The organism is Pseudomonas putida (genome assembly GCF_003228315.1).
GTDB lineage: Bacteria > Pseudomonadota > Gammaproteobacteria > Pseudomonadales > Pseudomonadaceae > Aquipseudomonas > Aquipseudomonas putida_S.
Window position 1 is genome coordinate 2,690,565 of the sequence record NZ_CP029693.1, and the last position, 18,611, is coordinate 2,709,175.

General features: G+C 62.0%; 21 protein-coding genes. 2 read left to right on the plus strand and 19 right to left on the minus strand.

Annotation, left to right across the window (positions count from 1 at the left end; translation table 11 throughout):
* Window positions 1–20: 20 nt before the first annotated feature.
* From ccmI to ccmA, 9 genes are all read right to left on the minus strand, one after another.
* On the minus strand, window positions 21–1,247 hold the full coding sequence (ccmI, locus tag DKY63_RS12375) for a c-type cytochrome biogenesis protein CcmI (protein ID WP_110964351.1): 1,227 nt from the start codon (window positions 1,245–1,247) through the stop codon (window positions 21–23).
* Window positions 1,244–1,714, minus strand: coding sequence for a cytochrome c-type biogenesis protein (locus DKY63_RS12380; protein WP_110964352.1), 471 nt, complete (start codon window positions 1,712–1,714; stop codon window positions 1,244–1,246). The genes ccmI and DKY63_RS12380 overlap by 4 nt, the downstream gene beginning before the upstream one ends.
* The gene (locus DKY63_RS12385; protein WP_110964353.1) at window positions 1,711–2,247 is read right to left on the minus strand and encodes a DsbE family thiol:disulfide interchange protein; all 537 of its coding nucleotides are present in this window, start codon (window positions 2,245–2,247) and stop codon (window positions 1,711–1,713) included. Before DKY63_RS12385 ends, DKY63_RS12380 begins: the two co-directional genes overlap by 4 nt.
* Entirely contained in the window at window positions 2,244–4,232 is a 1,989-nt protein-coding gene (locus DKY63_RS12390; RefSeq protein ID WP_110964354.1) for a heme lyase CcmF/NrfE family subunit, read from the minus strand. Before DKY63_RS12390 ends, DKY63_RS12385 begins: the two co-directional genes overlap by 4 nt.
* Before the next feature lie 3 nt (window positions 4,233–4,235).
* Window positions 4,236–4,691 carry a cytochrome c maturation protein CcmE gene (ccmE, locus tag DKY63_RS12395; RefSeq protein WP_110964355.1) on the minus strand — a complete coding sequence of 152 codons (456 nt, stop codon included), beginning with the start codon at window positions 4,689–4,691 and terminating at the stop codon, window positions 4,236–4,238.
* A complete protein-coding gene (gene ccmD, locus DKY63_RS12400; RefSeq protein WP_110964356.1) occupies window positions 4,688–4,864 on the minus strand; it encodes a heme exporter protein CcmD in 177 nt (58 codons plus the stop codon). The genes ccmE and ccmD overlap by 4 nt, the downstream gene beginning before the upstream one ends.
* On the minus strand, window positions 4,861–5,616 hold the full coding sequence (locus tag DKY63_RS12405; protein WP_110964357.1) for a heme ABC transporter permease: 756 nt from the start codon (window positions 5,614–5,616) through the stop codon (window positions 4,861–4,863). The genes ccmD and DKY63_RS12405 overlap by 4 nt, the downstream gene beginning before the upstream one ends.
* Before the next feature lie 73 nt (window positions 5,617–5,689).
* Complete coding sequence (gene ccmB / locus DKY63_RS12410; RefSeq protein ID WP_007983326.1) at window positions 5,690–6,358, minus strand: heme exporter protein CcmB; 669 nt, start codon at window positions 6,356–6,358, stop codon at window positions 5,690–5,692.
* Window positions 6,355–6,990, minus strand: a complete 636-nt coding sequence (gene ccmA, locus DKY63_RS12415) for a cytochrome c biogenesis heme-transporting ATPase CcmA (protein WP_110964358.1) — start codon at window positions 6,988–6,990, stop codon at window positions 6,355–6,357. The genes ccmB and ccmA overlap by 4 nt, the downstream gene beginning before the upstream one ends.
* Before the next feature lie 198 nt (window positions 6,991–7,188).
* On the opposite strand from ccmA, the gene DKY63_RS12420 reads away from it, so the two are divergent.
* Together DKY63_RS12420 and DKY63_RS12425 are read left to right on the plus strand one after the other, a co-directional pair.
* Window positions 7,189–8,763 carry a flagellar hook-length control protein FliK gene (locus tag DKY63_RS12420; RefSeq protein WP_110964359.1) on the plus strand — a complete coding sequence of 525 codons (1,575 nt, stop codon included), beginning with the start codon at window positions 7,189–7,191 and terminating at the stop codon, window positions 8,761–8,763.
* Complete coding sequence (locus tag DKY63_RS12425) at window positions 8,760–9,089, plus strand: EscU/YscU/HrcU family type III secretion system export apparatus switch protein (protein WP_110964360.1); 330 nt, start codon at window positions 8,760–8,762, stop codon at window positions 9,087–9,089. The genes DKY63_RS12420 and DKY63_RS12425 overlap by 4 nt, the downstream gene beginning before the upstream one ends.
* A 260-nt stretch (window positions 9,090–9,349) precedes the next feature.
* On the opposite strand, the gene DKY63_RS12435 is transcribed toward DKY63_RS12425, so the two are convergent.
* The 10 genes from DKY63_RS12435 to DKY63_RS12480 all read right to left on the minus strand — a co-directional run bounded on the left by DKY63_RS12435 (window position 9,350) and on the right by DKY63_RS12480 (window position 18,586).
* Window positions 9,350–9,742, minus strand: coding sequence for a DUF2802 domain-containing protein (locus DKY63_RS12435; protein ID WP_110964362.1), 393 nt, complete (start codon window positions 9,740–9,742; stop codon window positions 9,350–9,352).
* Entirely contained in the window at window positions 9,743–10,228 is a 486-nt protein-coding gene (locus DKY63_RS12440; RefSeq protein ID WP_007980742.1) for a chemotaxis protein CheW, read from the minus strand.
* 85 nt (window positions 10,229–10,313) lie between these two features.
* Entirely contained in the window at window positions 10,314–11,255 is a 942-nt protein-coding gene (locus tag DKY63_RS12445; RefSeq protein ID WP_110964363.1) for a CheW domain-containing protein, read from the minus strand.
* A 132-nt stretch (window positions 11,256–11,387) separates the two neighbouring features.
* Window positions 11,388–12,176: a ParA family protein gene (locus DKY63_RS12450; protein ID WP_110964364.1), complete on the minus strand. Its 789-nt coding sequence runs from the start codon at window positions 12,174–12,176 to the stop codon at window positions 11,388–11,390.
* Between the two features lie 39 nt (window positions 12,177–12,215).
* A complete protein-coding gene (gene motD, locus DKY63_RS12455; RefSeq protein WP_110964365.1) occupies window positions 12,216–13,106 on the minus strand; it encodes a flagellar motor protein MotD in 891 nt (296 codons plus the stop codon).
* A gap of 12 nt (window positions 13,107–13,118) precedes the next feature.
* On the minus strand, window positions 13,119–13,859 hold the full coding sequence (locus DKY63_RS12460; protein WP_110964366.1) for a flagellar motor protein: 741 nt from the start codon (window positions 13,857–13,859) through the stop codon (window positions 13,119–13,121).
* Window positions 13,859–14,995, minus strand: coding sequence for a protein-glutamate methylesterase/protein-glutamine glutaminase (locus tag DKY63_RS12465; RefSeq protein ID WP_110964367.1), 1,137 nt, complete (start codon window positions 14,993–14,995; stop codon window positions 13,859–13,861). The genes DKY63_RS12460 and DKY63_RS12465 overlap by 1 nt, the downstream gene beginning before the upstream one ends.
* 50 nt (window positions 14,996–15,045) lie before the next feature.
* Complete coding sequence (locus DKY63_RS12470) at window positions 15,046–17,340, minus strand: chemotaxis protein CheA (RefSeq protein ID WP_110964368.1); 2,295 nt, start codon at window positions 17,338–17,340, stop codon at window positions 15,046–15,048.
* A 66-nt stretch (window positions 17,341–17,406) separates the two neighbouring features.
* Window positions 17,407–18,195, minus strand: a complete 789-nt coding sequence (locus DKY63_RS12475; RefSeq protein ID WP_110964369.1) for a protein phosphatase CheZ — start codon at window positions 18,193–18,195, stop codon at window positions 17,407–17,409.
* 19 nt (window positions 18,196–18,214) lie between these two features.
* Entirely contained in the window at window positions 18,215–18,586 is a 372-nt protein-coding gene (locus DKY63_RS12480) for a chemotaxis response regulator CheY (protein WP_003183998.1), read from the minus strand.
* Between the last annotated feature and the right edge of the window lie 25 nt (window positions 18,587–18,611).

Below are 18,611 nucleotides of genomic sequence, written 5' to 3' on the forward strand. Positions count from 1 at the left end.
CCTGTTAATTGTCCGGGCTGTCATTTGTCCGGACTGTCGATGGTGAGTGTCTGCGGCGCGGTGGTGCTGCTGGCCAGGGGCTGGCTGCGTCCGATCCACTCGCCTGCCGTCGGTTGGCCGGCGCGGGAGATGCGCGCAACCAGTTGGACTTCAGGAAAGTTCGACAGTTTCAACTGCGGCATCATTGCGTCGGCATCGCCCAGCTCGACGGTCGCCGGCAGGTCGGCCACGGTCAGGCGCTTGGCCGCCAGCGGCGCGGGGGGACCTGAGGTGGCGCGAGCGAAAATGAACACACTGTCACCTGGCTGGACCTTGGCCTTCAGATCCGCCGCCAGATTCACCTGAACCTTGAGCAACGCACCGGCCTTGGCCACCGCTGCCGGAGCCGCAGCCGGGGTTGCAGCAGGAACCACCTTGCCGCCACTGGCCTCCAGCTTCTCGGTGGCGCGGGTAATGCCGCCCTGCAAGGCAATGCGCGACTTGTCTTCCGGCGGCAGTTGCTCCATCAAGCGATTCCAGTAATCGATGGCGTCCTGATAACGCTGGGCTTCGAACGCGGCGATGCCCAGCAGGCCCAGGCTGGTCACTTCTTTCGGATCGGCCTTGAGCGCTTCATCGGTCAGCGCCTGGATCTGCTCCGACCATTTCTTGCCTTCGGCGAAATACAGGGCCTGGGCCCATTGCCCCAGCAACTCAGGCTGACGCCCGGCCAGGTTCACCGTGCGCTCGAAGATTTTCGCCGCGTCCGCCGGACGTTCCTCGGTCATGTAGGTACGCCCAAGGAAGTACAGCGCTTCGGCGGATTCCGGCTGTGCCGCGACCGCACGCTCGAGGCGCTGGGTCATTTCTTCCATGGATTTTGGCGCGTGGGAGAATTCCCGGGTCAGCTCGACCCTGTCGCTCGCACCGAAGTGCAAATACAAGCCAAGGCCCAGCACCGGCACCAAAATCGCGGCGATCAACGGCGCCGGCTTGCCCAGGCGCGAAACTCGTTGCACGGGAGCGCCTTCGGTGTCGGCGAGCAGTTCACGGGCGGCTTCGGCGCGACCGGCTTCCATCTGCGCGGCATCGAGCACGCCCTCTTCCTGCTGAGTCTGCAACTCAGCCACGCGCTCCTGATAGAGCGCCACGTTCAGAGCGGTACGATCCTCTTCGAGCTGGGCGCGACGATGACGCAGGACGGGGATCAACAGAAAACTCAGGGCCACCAGAAGCAGCAGACCTGCAGCGAGCCAGAAATCAATCATTCTTGGTTTTTATCCAACAGTTGGTCGAGGCGCTGGCGCTCCTCGGCGGAAAGCGAGCCCGGGATTTCGGCGCGTTGAGCGCGACGGCGGCGGACGATCACGGCGATGACCACCAGGCCACCCAGCAGCAGGCCGGCGGGGCCGAACCAGAGCAAGGCGGTCTTGGCGTTCAGCGCAGGCTTGTAGCGGACGAAATCACCGTAGCGATCGACCATGAAGTCGATAATCTGCTGGTTGTCCTTGCCTTCGCCGAGCATGCGGTAGATCTCTTTGCGCAGGTCGGCAGCGATCGGTGCGTTGGAGTCGGCGATGTCCTGGTTCTGGCACTTGGGGCAGCGCAGTTCCTTGGTCAGCTCGCGAAAACGTTCGCGATCCCCTTCCTTGGCGAACTCGTAGGTGTCGATGGCGGCGTGGGCCACGCCGGTCATGCTCAAGCCCAGGACGACAGCGGCGAGCCAGCGCTTCATGGCTTGGCCTCATCGACCAGCGCCTGATACTTGGCCGCCAGTTTTTCACGCCAGACTTGCTCGTCGATCACCCCGACGAACTTGTCGCGGATGGTGCCCTTGGCGTCGATGAAGAAGGTCTCCGGCGCACCGTACACACCGAGGTTCAGGCCCAGGGTGCCGGCGTCGTCGCGGATGTCCAGTTGATAGGGGTTGTGGAACTCGTTCAGCCACTTCAGGGCGTCGGCGTTGACGTCCTTGTAGTTGATGCCGTAGATCACCACGCCCTTCTCGGCCAGTTTGTTCAGCACCGGATGCTCGACCCGGCAGGAAATGCACCAGGTACCCCAGACGTTGACCAGTGCCGGTTTGCCGAGGATGTCGGCGCGGGTCAGGGTCTTGTCGCCCTGCACCGCCGGCAGGGAGAACTCGGGGAAAGGCTTGCCGATCATCGCCGAAGGCAACTCGGCCGGGTCCAGGTACAGACCACGATACAGGAAAACAGCGACCACCAGAAAAATCGCCAGTGGCAACAGCATCAACCAACGTTTCATGCAGTGGCTCCACTCATGCCCAGTGCTTCACGCACGCGGCTTTTTACCTTGACCCGATAACGTCGATCCAGCGCCGCCAACAGGCCGCCAAGGCCGGTGAGCAAACCGCCGAACCAGATCCAGCGCACGAACGGCTTGACGTGCACCCGCACCGCCCAGGCACCGTCGCCCAGTGGCTCACCCAGCGCGACATAGAGGTCACGGGTGAAACCGGCGTCGATCCCGGCTTCGGTCATCATCGAGTTCTGCACGGTGTAGAGGCGTTTCTCCGGATGCAGCACGGTGACTTCCTTGCCATCGCGGATCACCCGGATGGTGCCCTTGTCGGAGGTGAAGTTCGGGCCTTCGAAGTGCTTGGCGCCTTCGAACACGAAGTGATAACCGGCCAGGTCCATGGACTCGCCCGGCGCCAGGCGCAGGTCGCGCTCGGCACTGTTCTGGCTCGACAGCACCACGCCCAGGGCGCAGACCGCGATACCCAGGTGGGCCAGTTGCATGCCCCAGTAGCTGCGGGTCAGGGTCGGCAGGCCTTTGATCAGGCCTTTGTGGCGGGTCTTGTCGAAGATGTCGCGCACACCGGCCAGCAACACCCAGGCCGCGAGCAGGAAGGTGGCGAGCACCGCCCAGTTGAAATCGCCGTAGGCGACGCCGGCCACCACGGCCATGGCGACGCTGCCAAGCAATACCGGGGTCAGCATGCTCACCAGCCACTTCACCGGGGTGTCTTTCCAGCGCACGATCACGCCGACCGCCATCACCACCATCAACAAGGCCATCAACGGGATGAACAGCGCGTTGAAGTAAGGTGGGCCCACCGACAGCTTGGCGCCGGTCATCGCATCGAGAATCAGCGGATACAGGGTGCCCAGCAGAATCATCGAAGCCGCCACCACCAGCACCAGGTTGTTGCCCAGCAACAGGGTTTCCCGGGACCAGAGGTTGAAGCCGACCTGGCTCTTGACCACCGGCGCGCGCAGGGCGAAAAGGGTCAGCGAACCACCGACCACGAACAGCAGGAAAATCAGGATGAACACGCCGCGCTCAGGGTCGGAGGCGAAGGCGTGAACCGAGGTCAGCACGCCGGAACGCACAAGGAAGGTGCCCAGCAGGCTCAGCGAGAACGCGGCGATGGCCAGCAACACGGTCCAGCTCTTGAACACCCCGCGTTTTTCCGTGACCGCCAGCGAGTGGATCAGCGCGGTGCCCACCAGCCATGGCATGAAGGAGGCGTTTTCCACCGGGTCCCAGAACCACCAGCCGCCCCAGCCGAGTTCGTAGTAGGCCCACCAGGAGCCGAGGGTGATACCGATACCGAGGAAGGCCCAAGCGACGATGGTCCACGGACGCGACCAGCGCGCCCACGCCGCGTCCAGGCGACCACCCATCAAGGCGGCGATGGCAAAGGCGAAGGCCACGGAGAAACCGACATAGCCCATGTACAGCATCGGCGGATGGACGATCAGGCCGATGTCTTGCAGCAGCGGATTGAGGTCGGCGCCATCACTGGGCGATTGCGGCAGGATGCGCTTGAACGGGTTGGAGGTGAGGATCAGGAACAGCAGGAAGCCGGTGCTGATCATGCCCATGACCGCCAGCACCCGCGCCAGCATGACCTGTGGCAACTGCCGGGAGAACACCGACACGGCGAAGGTCCAGCCACCGAGGATCAACGCCCACAGCAGCAAGGAACCTTCGTGGGCGCCCCACACGGCGCTGAACTTGTAGTACCACGGCAAGGCGCTGTTGGAGTTGCTGGCCACATACGCGACTGAGAAATCGTCGGTCATGAACGCATACGTCAGCACACCGAACGCGAACAGCAGAAAGGCGAACTGGCCCCACGCCGCAGGCTGGGCCAGGCTCATCCACAAGCGGTCACCACGCCAGGCACCGAGCAGCGGCACCACGGCCTGAACCAGGGCGAAACACAGCGCCAGAATCATGGCCAGGTGGCCAAGCTCCGGAATGAAAATGCCGGAAGTCATGGATCAACCCTCCTTAGCGGGTGTTGGGGCGGATTGACCACTGTCTTTCAACGCCTTGGTCACTTCCGGGGGCATGTACTTCTCGTCGTGCTTGGCCAGCACTTCGTCGGCCACCACCACGCCATCGGCATTGAGCTTGCCCAGGGCGACGATGCCCTGCCCTTCGCGGAACAGGTCCGGGAGGATGCCGCGATAGGTGATGGTCACGGATTTGTTAAAGTCGGTGACGACGAATTTCACGTCCAGCGAATCGCTGGAGCGTTGCAGCGAACCCTTCTCGACCATGCCACCGGCGCGAATGCGCGTGTCATGGGGCGCTTCGCCGTTGGCGATCTGGGTCGGTGTGTAAAACAGGTTGATGTTTTGCTGCAGGGCGCTCAGGGCCAGGCCGACGGCAGCGCCGACCCCGACCAGGATCGCCAGAATGATGGTAAGACGCTTTTTACGCAGCGGATTCACTTGCCGTTCTCCCGGCGCAGACGACGCGCCTCTTGTTGCAGATACCGCTTGCGGGCCAGGATCGGCGCCGCCACGTTGAGGGCCAGTACCACCAGGCAAATGCCATAGGCCGACCAGACATACAGGCCATGATGGCCCATGGCGAGGAAGTCGCCGAATGACGCAAAACTCATCGAACGGCCTCCAGGCTGTTTTCCACTTCGGCCTTGACCCAACTGGCCCGCGCCTCGCGCTTGAGCACTTCAAGGCGCATGCGCAGCAACAGCACTGCGCCGAAGAAACAATAGAACCCCAGCGCCGTCAGCAGCAGTGGCAGCCACATCTCGGCGGGCATCGCCGGTTTTTCGGTGAGGGTGAAGGTCGCGCCCTGGTGCAGGGTGTTCCACCACTCCACCGAGTATTTGATGATCGGGATGTTGATCACCCCGACAATGGCCAGCACCGAGCAAGCCTTGGCCGCGCTGTCACGATTGCTGATGGCGTTGCCCAGCGCAATGACACCGAAGTACAGAAACAGCAGGATCAGCATGGACGTTAGTCGTGCATCCCAGACCCACCACGAGCCCCAGGTCGGCTTGCCCCAGATCGCGCCGGTGACCAGCGCCACGGCGGTCATCCAGGCACCGATGGGCGCCGCACATTGCAGGGCGACGTCGGCCAGTTTCATTTTCCACACCAGCCCGACGACGCCGCACACGGCCAGCATCACGTAGATGGACTGCGCCAGCATGGCGGCCGGAACGTGGATATAGATGATGCGAAAGCTGTTGCCCTGCTGATAGTCGGGCGGCGCAAAGGCCAGGCCCCAAACCACGCCAACGCCGATCAGCAGCAACGCTGCAATGCTCAGCCAAGGCAGCAGTTTGCCGCTGATGCCGTAGAACCACTTGGGAGAGCCGAGCTTGTGAAACCACGTCCAGTTCATACTGTTTCCATCACGGTTGCTCTTTACTGTGAAGAGCCAGGGTCTTTACTGATTAAAAATTAACCAGACCTCATTATTCGCCGACGCTGATCTTCAGGCCAGCGGCTATTGCAAAGGGTGTCAGGGTTATCGCCAGGGCCGTCAGGCTGCCAAGCCACAACAGATAACCGGTCGCCGGCATGCCCTGCAACGCCGCCTGCAAGGCGCCACTGCCAAGGATCAACACCGGGATGTACAACGGCAGAATCAGCAACGCCAGCAACAGGCCACCGCGCTTCAAACCGACGGTCAACGCCGCGCCCACCGCACCGAGCAGGCTCAGCACCGGTGTACCCAGCAATAGAGAAAGCAGCAACACCGGCAGACAGGCGGCAGGCAAACCGAGCATCAACGCCAGCAAGGGAGCGAGCAAAACCAGTGCCAGGCCGGAAAAAGCCCAGTGTGCCAGCACCTTGGCCAGTACCAACAGAGGCAGGGGGTGCGGCGAAAGGACCCACTGTTCCAGCGATCCGTCCTCGAAATCACTGCGGAAAAGCCCGTCCAGCGAGAGCAGGACCGATAAAAGCGCCGCTACCCAGACCAGCCCCGGGGACAAGGTTTGCAACAATTGAGACTCTGGACCTACCGCCAACGGGAACAGCGAAACGACGATGGCAAAGAACACCAGCGGATTGGCCAGCTCCGCCGGACGACGGAACAGCAAACGGGCCTCACGGGCGACCAACAGGCCGAACACACTCATACGGCCCATTTCCCCAAATCAATGTCGCGATAACCGGCCGGCATCCGGCTCAACGTGTGGTGAGTGGTCAAGACCACCATGCCGCCGCGCTCGCAATGGACGGCCAGGTGGTCTTCGAGCTGCGCCACGCCCTGCTTGTCGAGGGCCGTGAACGGCTCGTCGAGAATCCACAGCGGCGGGTTGTCCAGATACAGGCGCGCCAGCGCGACGCGACGCTGCTGACCCGCGGACAGGGTATGGCAGGGAACATCTTCGAAACCGCGCAATCCGACTGCCGCCAGGGCTTGCCAGATCGCCTCATGGGAGGCCGGTTGATGCAAGGCGCACAGCCAGCTGAGGTTCTCTTCCGGGGTCAGCAAATCCTTGATCCCGGCGGCGTGGCCGATCCACAACAGGTTGCGTGCCAGCTCCGTGCGTTGCTCGTGGAGTGGCTGGCCATTGAGCAGCACTTCACCGGCGGTCGGCTGCATCAGCCCCGACAGCAGGCGCAGCAGACTGGTCTTGCCACTGCCATTGGGGCCGCTGATTTGAATCATTTCGCCACTGGCCAGTCTCAAATCGAGATTTTCAAAAAGCAGCCGAAGGTCTCGCTCACAGGCAAGGGCAACGGTTTGCAGGACAGGACTGGTCAAGGGTTCACGGGCCTTATACGGTTCAAGTCGGCTCTGGCGCGGCCGTTAAAGAGATGCAGAATAGATGTATTGGCCACCCGAGCGAGAGACTTGCGTCAAATAATTGCAATGTATCGGGCAGCCTGTATACAACCGCGCGGCATTATACATGCCATTTCCTACTCCAAAGAGCGCATTTTCCCAAGGTTGTGACCGCGTATGACAGGCGAAATGAACATCCTCCCGCTGCCGCAAACGCCCACAGCGACCACCCGTCCGCTGGCAGTCAGTGGTGAGCTGCTCAAGCTGCTGACGCCGATCGAGGGCCTGATCAGCGCCGGTCAAACCGCGAAAGCCGAAGTGCTGTCACTCAAGCAGGCGGACCAGACTTTTCAGTTGCTGCTCAAGGTCACCCTGGACAGCGGACGCCAGACCACCGTGCAAGCCACCAGCATTCAGCCACTGGCCCAGGGCACCAGCGTCGCGGTCACCCAGCCTTCGGCGGGCAACCTGGCCATCACCGTGCAACAGGCCATCGCGTCCAGCGTCGCCACCCTCACCCGCCTCGACACCGCGCAACTGCCGGTCGGCACCCTGTTGCAGGGCAAAGTGCTGACTTCCCAGGTGCTGCCGCAAGTGCCGGGGCAACCGACGGTGTTTCGTTCGATGGTCAGCCTGCTCAATACCGCCTTGAGCGGCAGCACCTTGAGCATCGACAGCCCGCAGCCATTGCGCATTGGCACTTTGCTCAGCGCCCAGGTGCAGGACACCCAGACCCTGAAATTCGTGCCCTTGAGCAGCCGTCAGGAGCAACTGGCGGTGACCCAGCAACTGGTCAGCCAGACCAGCCGCCAGGGCTCGCTGGACGGTTTGCTCAAGCTCTTGCAAGACCTGCCGCCGTTGAACCAGACTTCCAGCGACCTGCGCGCCGCCGTGGATAAATTGCTGGCCGGCTTGCCGGACGTTCAGCAATTGAGCACCCCCAAGGGCCTGCTTCAGGCCCTGGCCGGCAGTGGCGCGTTCCTCGAAACCAAGCTGCTGGCCGGGCAGAACCCGACACTCGCCCCGGACATGAAGGCCGATCTGCTCAAGCTGATTGCGCAACTGACGCCGAACCTGCCAGCCAGCACCAATCTCAGCGCGATCATCGCCGCCAACACCCTGGCCCAGGCCATGCCGAGCTTCGTGCGTAATGCCTTGGGCATGCTCGGCCAAGTCAGCGCCAAACCCTCGCCCACCAGCTTCCCGCTGCCGGAGCGTCTGTTGCAGAGCGCCGAAGGCGAAGACGACCTCGAACACCTGCTGCGCCTGGCCGCCGCCGCCGTGTCGCGCCTGCAAAGCCATCAGTTGTCGAGCCTGGAGCAGACCGGCGTGACCAGCGACGGCCGCCTGGTGAGCACCTGGCAACTGGAGATCCCGATGCGCAACCTGCAGGACATCGTGCCCTTGCAGATCAAGTTCCAGCGCGAAGAAGTCCCCGACAGGGAACAACCCCAGGAACGGCGCGAAGAGCGCGAGCCCAAGCAGCAACTGTGGCGGGTTGACCTGGCCTTCGACATCGAGCCCTTGGGCCCGCTGCAGGTTCAGGCGCAATTGATCCGCGGCACGCTGTCCAGCCAGCTGTGGGCGGAACGGCCGTACACCGCCAGCCTGATCGAAAACAACCTGGCCGCCCTGCGCCAGCGCCTGCTGGCCTCGGGCCTGAACGTCAGCGACCTCGACTGCCATCAGGGCAAACCGCCCCAGGGCCCGCAAACCCGTCTCGAACAACGCTGGGTCGACGAAACCGCATGAACAACTCCAACGCCCCACGCCAGGCCATCGCCCTTAAATACGACGGCACCCACGCCCCGACCCTCACCGCCAAGGGCGACGAGGAATTGGCGGAAGAAATCCTGCGCATCGCACGCGACTACGAAGTGCCGATCTACGAAAACCCCGAGCTGGTGAGGCTGCTGGCGCGCATGGAGCTGGGGGACAGTATTCCGGAGGAGCTGTACCGCACGATCGCGGAGATCATTGCGTTTGCGTGGAATTTGAAGGGCAAGTACCCGGCGGGGCAGGATCCGGATGCGCCGGTGCTTGAGAAGGATGTGACGGATCGGGGGGATGATTACTGAGGTTTCAAGGACGCCATCGCGAGCAAGCTTTGCTCCTACGGGAAAGAGGTGTTCACGGATTGGGTGAACGCCGTCAATCCGTAGGAGCAAAGCTTGCTCGCGATGAAGCCAGTACATTCAACATCAACGGCGCCTGAAATACCGCTTTCGCGAGCAGGCTCGCTCCTACAGGGGATTGGTGGTGATCACAGAATTTGTGTCCACCTCGATCCTTTGTGGGAGCGAGCCTGCTCGCGAAGGCGATTGCAGCCAAACAACAATCAGTTCTTGTGCAACTTGCTCATCAACTCCGCCTCAGCCTGGGTCAAGCCGCAGGACTGGGTGAGTTCGTCGACGCTGGCGCCCATTCCGACCAGTCGTGCCGCCTGGGCGAACGACAGGCTGGTGGGGTCGCGTTGTTCCAGTTGGGCGAGTTTGTCCGGCAGGGGCGCGACGATGGCACGCAGTTCGTGCAGGTCTTCGCCCATGCGGACATTGCCGTTCTGGTAATCATCAACGCGCTTGCCCAGGTCCTTGATGCGCTGGTCACGCAGCGCATCGCCCTGGGCCTGTTGCGCGGCGATCTGCTTCTGGCTGCGGATATACGCCAGAAACATCGCCAGTGTGCCTGCCCAGAAAAGGAACAGGACAATGACCGCGACCTCAAGGATCAATCAGATACTCTCCAGTTCCGACCATTCTTCTTCGCTCATCATCTTGTCCAGTTCGACAAGGATCAGCAGTTCGTTGTTCTTGTTGCACACGCCCTGGATGAACTTGGCGGATTCTTCGTTACCGACGTTCGGCGCGGTCTCGATTTCCGACTGACGCAGGTAAACCACTTCGGCCACGCTGTCGACCATGATCCCGACGACCTGTTTGTCGGCTTCGATGATGACGATACGGGTGTTGTCGCTGATTTCGGCATTCATCAGGCCGAAGCGCTGGCGGGTGTCGATCACGGTGACCACGTTGCCACGCAGGTTGATGATGCCCAGCACGTAGCTTGGCGCACCCGGAACCGGAGCGATTTCGGTGTAGCGCAGGACTTCCTGAACGCGCATCACGTTGATGCCGTAGGTTTCATTGTCCAGCTTGAAGGTCACCCATTGCAGGATCGGATCTTCGGAACCCTTTGCCGCCGTCGCCTTGTCATTCATAGCCTGTCCCCTCGAAAAACCGCCCTGGCGGTGTGTGTTCGGTGCTGCGGCATTTGGATGCCGTCGCTTGTTTGTCGTGCAGATTTCACTTCAGTTTGTGGACCGGCTTGCCGCCGCCCATGTGCTTGGCTCCCCCGCTGGCGATCAACTCGGCCAACGCGGAGACATCCAGCAGCGCACACATGTGTTCGATCACTGTGCCCGCCAGCCACGGTCGTTGACCGCGGTGGCTGCGCCATTTGATTTCGTTCGGGTCCAGGCGCAAGGAGCGGCTGACCTGATGCACCGCCAGCCCCCATTCGTAACCCTGGACCGAAATGACGTATTGCAGGCCCTGCTTGAAGTCGTCGCGATATCGATCGGGCATGACCCAGCGCGCGGTGTCGAGGACCTTCAGGTTGCCGGCCTGGCTCGGCAGGATGCCCAGGAACCATTCCGGCTGGCCGAACAAAGGCGTCAACTCGTGACCGGCCAGCGGGTAAATCGAGCCCAGGCACACCAGCGGGACCGCCAGGGTCAGCCCGGCGACATCGAACAGCAGGCATTCAAACGGTTCGGCGGCCCAGCTCGGGCGCCCGTCGGATTCCACCGGCGGTGGTGTGTTGCTGGGCGGCAGGTGGACTTCGACCACCGGCGGCACTAGGGTTTGTTCCACTTCGACGACCGCAGGTTGCACCGGAGCGGCGGGTTCCTGCGGTGTCGGGACCTCGACGGGAGGTGGCACCAAGGCCTTGAGCAACGGGGCGATCGTGGACACAGGAGCCATGACGGGCGGTGCCGCTTCAATGACAGCGACGGGGCTCGTCTTCACCGGGGGTGTGAGTGCTGGCGCGGCTGTAACAGCCGCCGTGCGGGCATCGCGGGCCTGCTCTTCGAGCACCGCTGCCTGGAATTCATCCAGCACCGCTTCCTCGGCCACGGCCTCCAAGGGCAGCGTCAATTCCTCGGTCACTTCCTGCAGCAAGCTGTCCAGATAGGACTGCAGCGCCAGTTGCGGGCGGGATGTGGTCTTCAGCGTTCTGCTCATGAACGCGCCCCCGCTTCTGTAGGAGCGAGCATGCTCGCGATGAACCCGAGAGCGCCAAGGGGTGTCAGGTTTCCCGCGTCATCGCTGACGACCATCGCGAGCAGGCTCGCTCCTACAGGGATCGGGGTCATGTCAGGCCACCTGCGGAACGAGTTGTGCCGCCAGCAGGTGCTTGAGCAGCGCACGGTAGGCCAGCACCCCACGGCTCTTGCCGTCGAATTGCGAAGGCGTCACCCCGGCGCGGCTGGCATCGCGCAAGCGCGTGTCCACCGGGATGTAGCCTTGCCAGATTTCCTCGGGGAACTTGTCGCGCAGCACTCGCAACGTGCCCAGGGACGCTTGCGTGCGACGGTCGAACAGGGTCGGCACGATGGTGAACGGCAAGGACTGTTTGCGCGAACGATTGATCATCGTCAGCGTATTGACCATGCGTTCCAGGCCTTTGACGGCCAGGTGTTCGGTCTGCACCGGAATCACCAGTTGCTGGCTTGCCGCCAGGGCATTGACCATCAGCACGCCGAGCAACGGCGGGCTGTCGATGATCGCGTAATCGAAGTCCTGCCACAGCTGCGCTAGGCTCTTGGCGATCACCAGGCCCAGGCCGCTCTGGCCCGGTGACTGGCGCTCGAGGGTCGCCAACGCTGTACTCGATGGCAGCAGGGAAATGCGCTCGTCGCTGGTGGACAGCAGCAATTGCCCGGGCAAGCCCTGGGGCACACTGCCCTTGTGCAGGAACAGGTCGTAGTTGCTGTGTTCCAGGCTGTCGGGATCGTAACCGAAGTAACTGGTCATGGAGCCGTGGGGATCGAGGTCGACCACGACCACGCGCTTGCCCGCCTCGGCCAGCAAACCGGCTAAAGCGATGGAGGAAGTGGTTTTACCGACACCACCCTTTTGATTGGCAACTGCCCAGACTCTCATTCGGATTGTTCCTCCCGGCCTGATCGACCGGGAAATAGCTCAACGTGTTAATGCGGGTGACGGAGAATTGACGGAGCTCTCGCGTACCGGCGACTTGACCGGAGTCGGTGCAGTTTGTGTGCCAGCCCGCTTCAACGCCGCGTCCGGTGTGGCATGAGCGGTACCGGTGCCGGTCAGACTGCGTCGCACATCAAGATTGCGCGACACCACCAGCACCACGCGCCGGTTGCGCGCCCGTCCCTCGGCCGTGGCGTTATTGGCCACCGGCTGGAATTCGCCGTAACCCACCGACGCCAGGCGACCGGGGTTCACGCCCTGCATCGCCAACATGCGCACAATGCTTGCCGAACGGGCCGACGACAGCTCCCAGTTCGTCGGGTACTGCGAGGTGCGAATCGGCTGGTCGTCGGTAAAACCTTCGACGTGAATCGGGTTGTCGAACGGCTTCAGGATCGCCGCGACCTTGTCGATGATGTTGAAGGCGATGTCGCTGGGCATGGCATCGCCACTGCCGAACAACAGGCTGGAATTGAGTTCGATCTCGACCCACAACTCGTTGCCGCGCACGGTCATCTGGTTGGAGCTGATCAAATCGCCGAACGCCGCGCTGATGTCATCGGCGATGCTTTTCAGCGGATCGCTGGCACCGGCCACCCCGGCATCGACCTGATCGCTGTCCTTGACCAGCGGCTTGGCCGGGGTCACGGTCTTGGGCCGTTCATCGCCGATGGGGATGGGTTTGAGGGCGCGATCGGTATCGGTGAAGACGCCGATGAGCGCCTCGGAAATGATCTTGTACTTGCCTTCGTTGACCGAAGAAATCGAGTACATCACCACGAAAAACGCGAACAGCAAGGTGATGAAGTCCGCGTAGGACACCAGCCAGCGTTCGTGATTGACGTGTTCTTCATGCTGGCGACGGCGAGCCATGAGGTTATTCCCTTAATCCATGAAGCCCTGAAGCTTCAACTCAATGGAGCGAGGGTTTTCACCTTCGGCGATCGACAGAATGCCTTCCAGCAACATTTCGCGATAACGCGACTGACGCAATGCGATGGACTTGAGCTTGGCGGCAATCGGCAGCAGCACCAGGTTGGCGCTGGCCACACCGTAGATGGTGGCCACGAAGGCCACGGCAATGCCGTTACCCAGTTGCGATGGATCGCCGAGGTTGCCCATCACGTGAATCAGGCCCATCACCGCACCGATGATGCCGATGGTCGGCGCGTAGCCACCCATGCTTTCAAAGACTTTGGCCGCCTCGATATCCCGGCTTTCCTGGGTGTAGAAATCCACTTCCAGGATGCTGCGGATCGCTTCGGGTTCGGCGCCGTCCACCAGCAGTTGCAGGCCTTTGCGCGAGTAGCTGTCCGGTTCGGTGTCGGCGACGCCTTCCAGGCCGAGCAAGCCTTCCTTGCGCGCGGTCAGGCTCCAGTTGACGACACGGTCGATACCGCCGGCCAGGTCGACGCGTGGCGGAAACAGAATCCACGCCAGGATCTGCATGGCGCGCTTGAAGGCGCTCATCGGCGATTGCAGCAACGCCGCGCCAATGGTCCCGCCCAGTACGATCAGGGCTGCCGGGCCGTTGGCCAGGGCACCGAGGTGGCCGCCTTCGAGGTAGTTGCCGCCGATAATGGCGACAAAGGCCATGATGATGCCAATCAGGCTGAGAACGTCCATCAGATACAGGCCTCGACCAGGTGCTTGCCAATGTCGTCCAGGCTGTACACCGCGTCCGCGAGTTCGGCTTTGACGATGGCCATCGGCATGCCGTAGATCACGCAGCTGGCCTCATCCTGGGCCCAGATCGAACTGCCGCCCTGCTTGAGCAGGCGCGCGCCTTCGCGACCGTCGGCGCCCATGCCGGTCAACACGACAGCCAGAACTTTGTCGCCGTAGGATTTGGCCGCCGAACCGAAGGTGATGTCCACGCACGGCTTGTAGTTCAGACGCTCGTCGCCCGGCAGGATTTTCACCGCGCCACGGCCGTCGATCATCATTTGCTTGCCACCGGGTGCCAGCAACGCCAGGCCCGGACGCAGGATGTCGCCATCCTCGGCTTCCTTGACCGAAATGCGGCACAGCTTGTCCAGGCGTTCGGCGAAGGCCTTGGTGAAGGCTGCCGGCATGTGCTGGATCAGTACGATCGGTGCCGGGAAATTGGCCGGCAGCTGGGTCAGCACCCGTTGCAGGGCCACCGGACCGCCGGTGGAAGTACCGATGGCGACCAGTTTGTAGGCTTTGCGTTTCGGTGCGGGCGATGCGGCCGCGTGGGAATGTGCCGCTACAGGTGCCCGCGTCGGGACAGGCGACGGTCGCGCGGGTGCACTGCCACCGTAGCTGCCGATGCTCGAAGGCGCGGGCGACGGTGCCGGAGCAGCCACGGGTGCCGGTGCGCTGTAGGCACCGAGACGACGATTACTGCGCGAGATGCTGTGAATCTTCTCGCACAGCAGTTGCTTGACCTTCTCGGGGTTGCGCGAGATGTCTTCGAAATTCTTCGGCAGGAAGTCCACCGCGCCGGCGTCCAGCGCATCGAGGGTCACCCGGGCGCCTTCATGGGTCAGCGAGGAAAACATCAGGACCGGGGTCGGGCAGCGCTGCATGATGTGCCGCACGGCCGTGATGCCGTCCATCATCGGCATCTCGTAGTCCATGGTGATCACGTCGGGCTTGAGGGCCAGCGCCTGATCGATCGCCTCCTTTCCGTTGGTCGCCGTGCCGACGACCTGGATATTGGAATCCGCTGAAAGAATTTCCGAGACGCGGCGGCGGAAAAACCCCGAATCATCCACCACCAGGACTTTAACTGCCATAAACACTCCGTTAGACGCAGCGGGGCCAGAGGCGCCCCGCCGCGCCAGAATCAAATACGCCGCGTGGCGTAACGCTTGAGCATGCTCGGTACATCGAGAATCAGCGCAATGCGACCGTCACCGGTGATGGTGGCGCCCGACATGCCCGGGGTTCCCTGGAGCATTTTGCCCAATGGCTTGATGACCACTTCTTCCTGGCCCACCAGTTGATCGACGACGAAGCCGATCCGCTGGGTACCCACCGAAAGGATCACCACATGGCCTTCGCGCTGCTCTTCGTGAGCGGCGGAGCTGACCAGCCAGCGCTTGAGGTAGAACAATGGCAGTGCCTTGTCCCGCACGATCACCACTTCCTGGCCATCCACCACGTTGGTGGTCGACAGGTCGAGGTGGAAGATTTCGTTGACGTTCACCAGCGGGAACGCGAACGCCTGGTTGCCGAGCATGACCATCAGGGTCGGCATGATTGCCAGGGTCAACGGCACCTTGATGACGATCTTCGAGCCCTGGCCCTTGGCCGAGTAGATGTTGATCGAGCCGTTGAGCTGGGAAATCTTGGTTTTCACCACGTCCATGCCCACGCCACGGCCGGACACGTCGGAGATCTCGGTCTTGGTCGAGAAGCCCGGGGCGAAGATCAGGTTGTAGCACTCGGTATCGCTCAGGCGATCGGCCGCATCCTTGTCCATCACACCGCGTTTCACCGCGATGGAACGCAGGACGTTCGGGTCCATGCCCTTGCCGTCATCGGAGATCGACAACAGGATGTGGTCGCCTTCCTGTTCGGCCGCCAGGATTACCTTGCCGCCACGGGCTTTGCCCGAGGCTTCGCGCTCTTCCGGCGATTCGATGCCGTGGTCGACCGCGTTGCGCACCAAGTGCACCAGCGGGTCGGCCAGGGCCTCGACGAGGTTCTTATCGAGGTCGGTTTCTTCGCCGACCAGCTCCAGGTTGATCTCTTTCTTGAGCTGGCGGGCCAGGTCGCGAACCAGACGCGGGAAGCGCCCGAAGACCTTCTTGATCGGTTGCATCCGGGTCTTCATGACCGCGGTCTGCAGGTCGGCGGTGACCACGTCGAGGTTCGACACGGCCTTGGACATGGCTTCGTCGCCGCTGTTGAGGCCCAGGCGGACCAGGCGGTTACGCACCAGTACCAGTTCGCCGACCATGTTCATGATCTCGTCCAGACGCGCGGTATCGACCCGCACGGTGGTCTCGGCTTCGCTGGCCGGTTTTTCCGCCGGTGGCGCGGCCGGGGCACGGGCTGGAGCCGGTGCAGCAGCGGCGGCTGGTGCTGGCGCTGGCGTTTCGGTCTTTGGCTCGGATGCCTTGGCCGCCGGTGCAGGAGCAGGAGCAGCGGCTTTGGCTACCGGTGTTGCTGCAGGAGCACTGGTACCCGTAGCGGTACCGGCTTTCGCGGCGACGTCGGTGAACTTGCCCTTGCCGTGCAATTCGTCGAGCAGCGATTCGAATTCGTGGTCGGTGATCAGGTCGCTACCAGCCGCCGCGGCAGTTGGCGCAGCAGGTACCGGCACCGAAGCAATGGCCGACTCCAGCGCTTCGACGGCGAAGTTGCCCTTGCCGTGCAACTGGTCGAGCAGTGCTTCGAATTCGTCGTCGGTAATGTCGGAGCTATCAGCCTCAGGCTTGGTCTCCTGCGGTGCGGTCGGTGCCGGGGACAAAGAGTCGACAGCGAACTGGCCCTTGCCGTGCAGTTGATCGAGCAGGGACTCGAACTCGGCATCGGTGATTTCGTCGCTGGCCGCAGCATCACTGCCAGACTCAGCGCTATCAGCAACAGGAGCAGCAGCCGGCGCCTCGGCCTGAGCCTTGACGGCGTTGAGCGAGTCCAGCAGTTGTTCGAATTCACTGTCGGTGATGTCAGCCGATTCGCTTTCGGCGACAGGCTCCGGGGCCGCTTCGACCACGGGCGCCGCAGCAACCTCGTCAGCCGATTGCGGTTCAGCCAGGCGCGACAGGGCGGCGAGCAGTTCGGGCGTGGCAGCCGTGATCGGGCTGCGGTCACGGACTTCGCCGAACATGCTGTTCACCGCGTCCAGTGCTTCGAGAACCACGTCCATCAGTTCCGAGTCAACGCGACGCTCACCCTTGCGCAGAATGTCGAACACGTTCTCGGCGATGTGACAGCACTCCACCAGCTCGTTGAGCTGAAGGAAGCCGGCGCCCCCTTTTACAGTGTGAAAACCGCGAAAAATTGCATTGAGCAAGTCCGCATCGTCCGGACGGCTTTCCAGCTCGACCAGTTGCTCGGACAGTTGCTCTAGAATCTCGCCGGCCTCAACCAGGAAATCCTGAAGGATCTCTTCATCGGCGCCGAAGCTCATTAATGGTGTGCTCCTAAGAACAGGTCTAAAAACCTAAAAAGCCCAAAACTCTAAAATGCTGAAATTTTAGAAACCCAGGCTGGATAACAAGTCGTCCACATCATCCTGACCGGATACAACGTCTTCTCTTTTATCGGCATGAATCTGCGGACCTTCACCCTGAGAGAGATGTTTTTGTGGATCTTTTTCGGCAAGCATCGCCGCACGGTCATGCTCGATACCCGCAAAGCGGTCTACCTGGCTGGCCATGAGCACGAGCTTGAGCAGGTTGCTTTCAACTTCGGTGACCAGTTGGGTCACACGCTTGATTACCTGGCCGGTGAGGTCCTGGTAATCCTGGGCCAGCAGGATGTCGTTGAGGTTGCTCGACACCGCTCGACCGTCCTCGCTGCTGCGCGTCAGGAAAGCGTCGACGCGCCGGGCCAGCTCGCGGAACTCTTCAGCGCCGACTTCGCGACGCATGAACCGTCCCCAATCCGTGCTCAGCGCCTGGGCGTCTTCGCTCAGGCGGTTGACCACGGGCGTGGCGCTTTCCACCAGGTCCATGGTGCGGTTCGCCGCGGCCTCGGTCAGCTTGACAACATACCCCAGACGCTCGGTGGCATCGGTGATCTGTGACACTTCCTCGGCTTGCGGCATGTTCGGGTCAATCTGGAAATTGACGATCGCGCTATGCAGCTCGCGGGTGAGCTTGCCCACTTCCTGATACAGGCCGCGGTCACGGGTCTGATTGAGCTCATGGATCAATTGCACAGCATCGCCGAACTTGCCCTTTTCAAGGCTCGCGACCAGTTCGACGGCGTGTTTTTTCAGGGTCGATTCAAAATCGCCCTGCGAAGATTCGTTAAGTCCCATAGCTTCCCCGTGGCGCAGATCAACCAATGCGTTCGAAAATCTTCTCGATTTTTTCTTTCAACGCCTGGGCCGTGAAGGGTTTGACGACATAGCCGTTAACACCGGCCTGAGCCGCTTCGATGATCTGCTCGCGCTTGGCTTCGGCAGTCACCATCAGCACCGGCAGGTGCTTGAGTTTTTCATCGGCGCGCACGTGGCGCAGCAGATCGATACCGGTCATGCCAGGCATGTTCCAGTCCGTTACCAGAAAGTCGATACTCCCGCTGTTGAGGACCGGAATGGCGGTAGTGCCATCGTCGGCCTCGACCGTGTTGGTGAACCCAAGGTCACGCAACAGGTTTTTTATGATCCGCCGCATCGTTGAGAAGTCATCAACGATGAGGATTTTCATGTTCTTGTCCAATTCGACCTCCAAG

What these genes read in the sequence shown, in the direction of transcription:
- DKY63_RS12420 (WP_110964359.1), top strand. Translation starts at nt 7,189, where the DNA reads ATGACAGGCGAAATGAACATCCTCCCGCTGCCGCAAACGCCCACAGCG.
- DKY63_RS12475 (WP_110964369.1), bottom strand. Translation starts at nt 18,195, where the DNA reads ATGGGACTTAACGAATCTTCGCAGGGCGATTTTGAATCGACCCTGAAA.
- DKY63_RS12470 (WP_110964368.1), bottom strand. Translation starts at nt 17,340, where the DNA reads ATGAGCTTCGGCGCCGATGAAGAGATCCTTCAGGATTTCCTGGTTGAG.
- DKY63_RS12465 (WP_110964367.1), bottom strand. Translation starts at nt 14,995, where the DNA reads ATGGCAGTTAAAGTCCTGGTGGTGGATGATTCGGGGTTTTTCCGCCGC.
- DKY63_RS12380 (WP_110964352.1), bottom strand. Translation starts at nt 1,714, where the DNA reads ATGAAGCGCTGGCTCGCCGCTGTCGTCCTGGGCTTGAGCATGACCGGC.
- DKY63_RS12425 (WP_110964360.1), top strand. Translation starts at nt 8,760, where the DNA reads ATGAACAACTCCAACGCCCCACGCCAGGCCATCGCCCTTAAATACGAC.
- DKY63_RS12405 (WP_110964357.1), bottom strand. Translation starts at nt 5,616, where the DNA reads ATGAACTGGACGTGGTTTCACAAGCTCGGCTCTCCCAAGTGGTTCTAC.
- motD (WP_110964365.1), bottom strand. Translation starts at nt 13,106, where the DNA reads ATGGCTCGCCGTCGCCAGCATGAAGAACACGTCAATCACGAACGCTGG.
- DKY63_RS12385 (WP_110964353.1), bottom strand. Translation starts at nt 2,247, where the DNA reads ATGAAACGTTGGTTGATGCTGTTGCCACTGGCGATTTTTCTGGTGGTC.
- DKY63_RS12460 (WP_110964366.1), bottom strand. Translation starts at nt 13,859, where the DNA reads ATGGACGTTCTCAGCCTGATTGGCATCATCATGGCCTTTGTCGCCATT.
- DKY63_RS12450 (WP_110964364.1), bottom strand. Translation starts at nt 12,176, where the DNA reads ATGAGAGTCTGGGCAGTTGCCAATCAAAAGGGTGGTGTCGGTAAAACC.
- ccmD (WP_110964356.1), bottom strand. Translation starts at nt 4,864, where the DNA reads ATGAGTTTTGCGTCATTCGGCGACTTCCTCGCCATGGGCCATCATGGC.
- ccmI (WP_110964351.1), bottom strand. Translation starts at nt 1,247, where the DNA reads ATGATTGATTTCTGGCTCGCTGCAGGTCTGCTGCTTCTGGTGGCCCTG.
- DKY63_RS12440 (WP_007980742.1), bottom strand. Translation starts at nt 10,228, where the DNA reads ATGAATGACAAGGCGACGGCGGCAAAGGGTTCCGAAGATCCGATCCTG.
- DKY63_RS12445 (WP_110964363.1), bottom strand. Translation starts at nt 11,255, where the DNA reads ATGAGCAGAACGCTGAAGACCACATCCCGCCCGCAACTGGCGCTGCAG.
- DKY63_RS12390 (WP_110964354.1), bottom strand. Translation starts at nt 4,232, where the DNA reads ATGACTTCCGGCATTTTCATTCCGGAGCTTGGCCACCTGGCCATGATT.
- DKY63_RS12480 (WP_003183998.1), bottom strand. Translation starts at nt 18,586, where the DNA reads ATGAAAATCCTCATCGTTGATGACTTCTCAACGATGCGGCGGATCATA.
- ccmB (WP_007983326.1), bottom strand. Translation starts at nt 6,358, where the DNA reads ATGAGTGTGTTCGGCCTGTTGGTCGCCCGTGAGGCCCGTTTGCTGTTC.